The following is a 5,023-nucleotide window of genomic DNA, read 5'->3' on the forward strand; positions in this document are numbered from 1 at the left end:
GAACCATACAAATGCAGCAGTTGCACATATCATCAGAACCAGTCGCATCGTACATCGGTTTCATCTGTCTAATCAGTTCTGTCAGATGTTGGATGTTATCGGTGCTGACTGCTGCATCATCCGGCACCGGGGTGCCATCTGGTGCGTCCGGGATTTCTTCCAGCAATTCTTCCCGGCGTTTGCGAAGCATATCGTATGCACGACTTCTACTACAACTAACGAGATAAGCGGCGAGTTCGTGACAGTTTTCTCGATGAATTTTAGAAAAATTTTTCGCAACGTATAAAAACACTTCTTGCAGCACATCTTCTGCCAGATACGAATCGCCCATAATCTTGTAAGCGGTATGATAGACTAACCGCTTGTAAGTATTATATACATCTATAAATTGTTCTTCACTGCTTTGATCGTCAAGAACAGCTAAGTACAGGGAAAGCAACCCAACCACCTCCAACTGATTCGTGTGGATTGGATGTAGTGTACCATGAACCAGCAAAAATGTCGAATATTATAACTCAAAATTGCGGAAGTCTTTTTGAGTTTTTCTCGAATCATGTCAAGAGGGCTGGCATCGTCCAGCCCTCTCTCTTTTTGCCAAAGTTTCCCGCGTGTTTTCTTGCACTCTGCCGAAAGTAGCGTATTTTCAAAACTTTTTGTTGACACGACTCAATTTTTGTGGTAATCTATCCCAACAATTTAATATAACATATTTACTTAGAGTTCCAGCTCGGCTCCCGAAGGAGCCGGAGCAAGTTTTTAACTTTCTATCGCTACATAACGAACCCGAACCAAGGCCATCCCGGAAGGGATGGTCAGGTTCAGGTTGTTGTGTGGCGATTTTTTATTGCCAAATCTGGCACTGGACCTTGAAAACCGCATGACCGTCTGCATGGGATACCCGGCAATGACCCCCAAGTGGGAGAGCCGGAAAACGCCGCTGGAAGGGGGCAGGAAATCCACGCAGGGAGAACGGCACCCCCAATATCAACTGGTCAAAATGGCCAGTTGATCTGGTGAATGACACAAAGCGTCATTCACCAGATCAACCTTATGCGTCACGGATGACCTCGACTTAACATTATGTCAAGCCACGGTGAAAAGTGCTGGGTTACGAAAACCGCAAATCACCACTCAGCCATAACAGAGAAGGTTTAGTTGGTGATCATTTTGATCACCAACCAGACAATCGTAACGCTTTATTGTGTAAAAGTGGTGGTTCCCATTTTGATAACCACCATATATCCGTAACAGCCAAAGGAGGATACCTATGACAACAGAACAATGGGAACGTGAAAATCAGGACACCCTGATGGAATATTTCATTGATGGCGACCCCAGTGTGCGCAGAATCCAATGTGAATATTGCCGCAAGGTCATCTACACCCAGACCCGAAACCGCAAATATTGCAGCTTTCAGACCTGCGGCCACAAGATGCTGAATCTGCGGAAAAGCCTTAAAAAGCGTGCCGAACGTGGAACGTATACCTGCGCTTGCTGTGGGGAGCAGTTCTTGCCGATCCGGGCAGATGCCAGATATTGCAGCAATGGCTGTCGGCAGAAAGGCTACCGCCAGCGTAAAGCGAATGCCGGATAAGTATTGATGCTGCTTTTATTTAGTAAAGTGGCACTTCCCATTTTGGGAAGTACCAAAATACCGTAACGCCTAATTGCTCACTCCCAAATCCCCACAGTGGGAATTTGGGCTGTCCTCTGAAATCAAGTTCCGCTTTCCGTAACTTGATTTTAGCCGTAACGAAGCCACCGGAGTTATCATTTTGAAAACTTCGGTTTTTCTGTAACACGCCACCCCGCTCCGTAAAAATCAGGTGATCAAAATGAGCACTTGATTCTACCTGTAACGCCTCAAGGTCGTTGAGAATCAGGTTACCAAGAGGACAACCTGATTCTACCCGTAACAGAATCAGTTGGTCATTTTGGCCAACTGAAAAAGCCGGACAAGTTGGTGGACAGGGATTCGCAAATCTTTGACCGCCAGCTTGCCAAAATCAACGGGCCAAAATGGCCCGTTGAAGGGAGTCAAGGGGGAACGCCTTGCCCAGTGATATGATGCTGTGCGTCATATCCTACTGGGTATTATCTGGCGCACCGCAGGCGGCAGATTCAGCAGCAAAGCTGCTGCGCCCCCACCAAGACGTTGAAATGGAGGGATGCCTATCTGAAATTAACACGTCACAACGGACGAGCCGGAACCCACGGCACCTATAACCCCAAGCACAATGACCGCAGTTTCAACCTTGCCAACAGTGAGCACATCGACCTGGAACGAGCCAAGGGCAACATCTACTGGGACTGCTTCCACGGTTTCCGTTCGGCTCTCGACCCACAAGACCCAGACGATCTGGTAGCAACCTTCTCGGATGTGGAACGGCAATTCTATGAAACCCACTACTCAGAGTTCATCAAAAAGCAGAACGAGCGCAATGCCAAGATTCGGCACACGGAGCGTAATCGCTCCATTCCTGACCTGCTGTCCAGCCGCAAGACCTGCCCGGAGGAGACTATCTACCAGCTTGGGGCGCTGGACGAACACGCTTCGGCAGAGGACTTGCTGAACATCGTTACGGAGTTCATTGACGAGTTCAAGACCAAGTTTGGCGACCACGTTCATGTGCTGGACTGGGCGCTGCATCTGGACGAAAGCACACCTCATATCCACGAGCGTCATGTGTTCGACTGTGAGAACAAGTATGGCGAGTTAGCTCCCCAACAGGAAAAGGCACTGGAAGCGTTGGGCTTCGACCTGCCTGACCCAAACAAGTCTCTCAGTCGCCGAAATAACCGCAAGATCACCTTTGATGCAGCCTGCCGGAAGATGCTGTTCGAGATTGCCAAGCGGCATGAGCTGGATTTAGAGGAAGAAGCGGAGTACGGCAACCGCAAGTATCTGGAAAAGCAGGATTTTATCCTTGCCAAGCAAAAGGAGCAGCTTGCCGCCCAGCAGAGCAAGCTGGACGAGCTGACCCTGAAAGTTTCGGACATGGAAACCCTGCTGGAAGATGTTTCGGCTGTGGCCTACGACAAGGCTGTGGAGGTCGTGACCGATGTGGTGCGCACTGAAACCCGCAAGGAAGATATGCGGATGATCGAGGACACGAAGAAGTGGGTGCTGTCCCCGGAGCGCAAGGCTCCGCAGGCCACGAGGGAATATGCCGCCCACCGTTTGGACACCGTGCTGGACAAGTTCCTCAAGACCATGCAGACCACCGCTGCCCGCTTGCAGGAGAAACTCCTGAAGCCGGAGGCTCGGCAGAAAGGCAAGGAACAGGTCAAGGAGAAAGCACGGGATTCCGTTCTGCAACTGTTGAGCCGTTTGCAGGCAGAACAGGCGCAGCGGAATCCATCTGTACTTTCAACTGCGGAAAAGTCAGAAAATCGTTTTCAATAGTACGAGGTGATGATTATTGAGCAAAGAAGTCAACGAAGAACGCACTCCCCGAACCGTTGCAGACGTAAAGGAAATGCTTACCAAGCACTCCAATGGTGAAATTCAGCGGACGATCCAAAACTGCATCACGATTTTGCAGAACGACCATGTGCTTGCCGACGCCATCCGGCTGAACTTGTTGAGTGAGCGCATCGACATCGTAAAGCCTGTGGGTTGGCCCCGCTCCGGCAAGACACTGAACGACACCGACATGAAGTATATCCTACGGCGAATGGAGAAGTACGGCATTTTCAGCGAGAAGAAGATCGAATCCGCCATCCGCATCGTTGCCAACGAGAATCGCTACCACCCCATCCGGGATTATCTGAACAGTCTGAAATGGGATGGGACTGAACGGATTCCCCATGTCCTGCATCATTTCCTCGGTGCTGCGGAGGACGAGTACACTTGCGAAGCTATGAAAATTTTCCTGCTGGGAGCCATCAAACGCGTGTTCCAGCCGGGATGCAAATTTGAAACCATGCTCTGTCTGGTGGGCGGACAAGGCACAGGAAAGTCCAGCTTTTTTCGGCTGTTGGCGGTCAAGGATGAATGGTTCTCGGACGACCTGCGGCGGCTGGACGACGACAACGTGTACCGAAAGCTGCAAGGCCACTGGATCATCGAAATGTCGGAGATGATCGCCACCGCCAATGCCAAGAGTATCGAGGAGATCAAAAGTTTTCTCAGTAAACAGAAGGAAACCTATAAAGTCCCCTACGAGACCCATCCTGCCGACCGTCTGCGCCAGTGCATCTTTGCTGGCACGACCAATCGGCAGGATTTTTTGCCCCGTGACCGCACGGGCAACCGCCGCTTTATCCCCATCCCGGTGGATGCGGAACTGGCTGAGACCCACATTTTGGACAACGAGGGGGAATCTCGCGCCTATATCGATCAGCTCTGGGCAGAAGCCATGACGATTTACAACAGCGGCGACTACAGGTTGGCGTTCAGCCACGCCATGCAGGAAACGTTGCAAGCCCATCAACAGGACTTCATGCAGGAGGACGCGCAGGCGGGCATGATCTATGCCTTTCTGGAGGACTACACGGGTGACCGGGTGTGTTCCAAGCAGCTCTATGCGGAGGCACTGGGCAACACCAACATCCCGGCAGAGTGGGAGACCCGCGCTATCTGCGAGATCATGAACACAGGAATTTCGCGCGGCGATATCCAAGGCTGGCAGGCGCACAAGATCGCCAAGCGTTACCCGAAGTACGGCGTTCAGAAAGGCTGGGAGCGCGTAACCAGCCCCGAAACCGGGGCCGAAGATTTCTCCGAAATAACAGACGCGGAGGCCAAGCAGATGGGCTTCCCCTTCTGATGGACAACGGTTACACGTCTGGTTACAGATTCGGTTACGTTCCAGTTACAGTGCAAAAGCCGCATGGCTGCTGCGTTTTCCTCTTTCTGTAACCATGTAACCTTAAAAGAATAAGAAAAAATATAAAGTGCATCGGACGCCTGCGTGCAGAAAAAGAGAGTTTTCCTGCCCGGTTACAGGCGTTCGGTTACAAGGATATGGAGGTCTGCCTATGAGCAATACGCCTGCGCACACCACGAAGCAGCAGACGA

Annotated in this window: 5 protein-coding genes; 4 read left to right on the forward strand and 1 reads right to left on the reverse strand. The window is 51.1% G+C overall.

Going from position 1 to position 5,023, the window contains the following annotated elements; translation table 11 throughout:
• Nucleotides 1-448: sigma-70 family RNA polymerase sigma factor (locus DW937_RS14450; protein ID WP_243111506.1), on the reverse strand; the 448-nt coding region annotated here is incomplete at its 3' end.
• A 396-nt stretch (nt 449-844) separates the two neighbouring features.
• Here DW937_RS14450 and DW937_RS14990 point away from each other — a divergent pair.
• The 4 genes from DW937_RS14990 (at nt 845) to DW937_RS14465 (ending at nt 4,772) form a co-directional block, all read left to right on the forward strand.
• Complete coding sequence (locus tag DW937_RS14990; RefSeq protein ID WP_158576366.1) at nt 845-1,009, forward strand: hypothetical protein; 165 nt, start codon at nt 845-847, stop codon at nt 1,007-1,009.
• 258 nt (nt 1,010-1,267) lie between these two features.
• Nucleotides 1,268-1,594 carry a hypothetical protein gene (locus DW937_RS14455; protein WP_118528368.1) on the forward strand — a complete coding sequence of 109 codons (327 nt, stop codon included), beginning with the start codon at nt 1,268-1,270 and terminating at the stop codon, nt 1,592-1,594.
• Between the two features lie 561 nt (nt 1,595-2,155).
• Nucleotides 2,156-3,406, forward strand: coding sequence for a hypothetical protein (locus tag DW937_RS14460; RefSeq protein ID WP_243111507.1), 1,251 nt, complete (start codon nt 2,156-2,158; stop codon nt 3,404-3,406).
• Between the two features lie 73 nt (nt 3,407-3,479).
• Complete coding sequence (locus DW937_RS14465) at nt 3,480-4,772, forward strand: virulence-associated E family protein (RefSeq protein ID WP_243111508.1); 1,293 nt, start codon at nt 3,480-3,482, stop codon at nt 4,770-4,772.
• Nucleotides 4,773-5,023: the final 251 nt, after the last annotated feature.

The organism is Faecalibacterium sp. AM43-5AT (assembly GCF_003603345.1).
In the GTDB taxonomy this organism is placed as follows: Bacteria; Bacillota; Clostridia; order Oscillospirales; family Ruminococcaceae; genus Faecalibacterium; species Faecalibacterium taiwanense.

Coding starts and splice junctions, on each gene's coding strand:
- DW937_RS14465 (WP_243111508.1), top strand. CDS start 3,480: ATGCTTACCAAGCACTCCAATGGTGAAATTCAGCGGACGATCCAAAAC.
- DW937_RS14455 (WP_118528368.1), top strand. CDS start 1,268: ATGACAACAGAACAATGGGAACGTGAAAATCAGGACACCCTGATGGAA.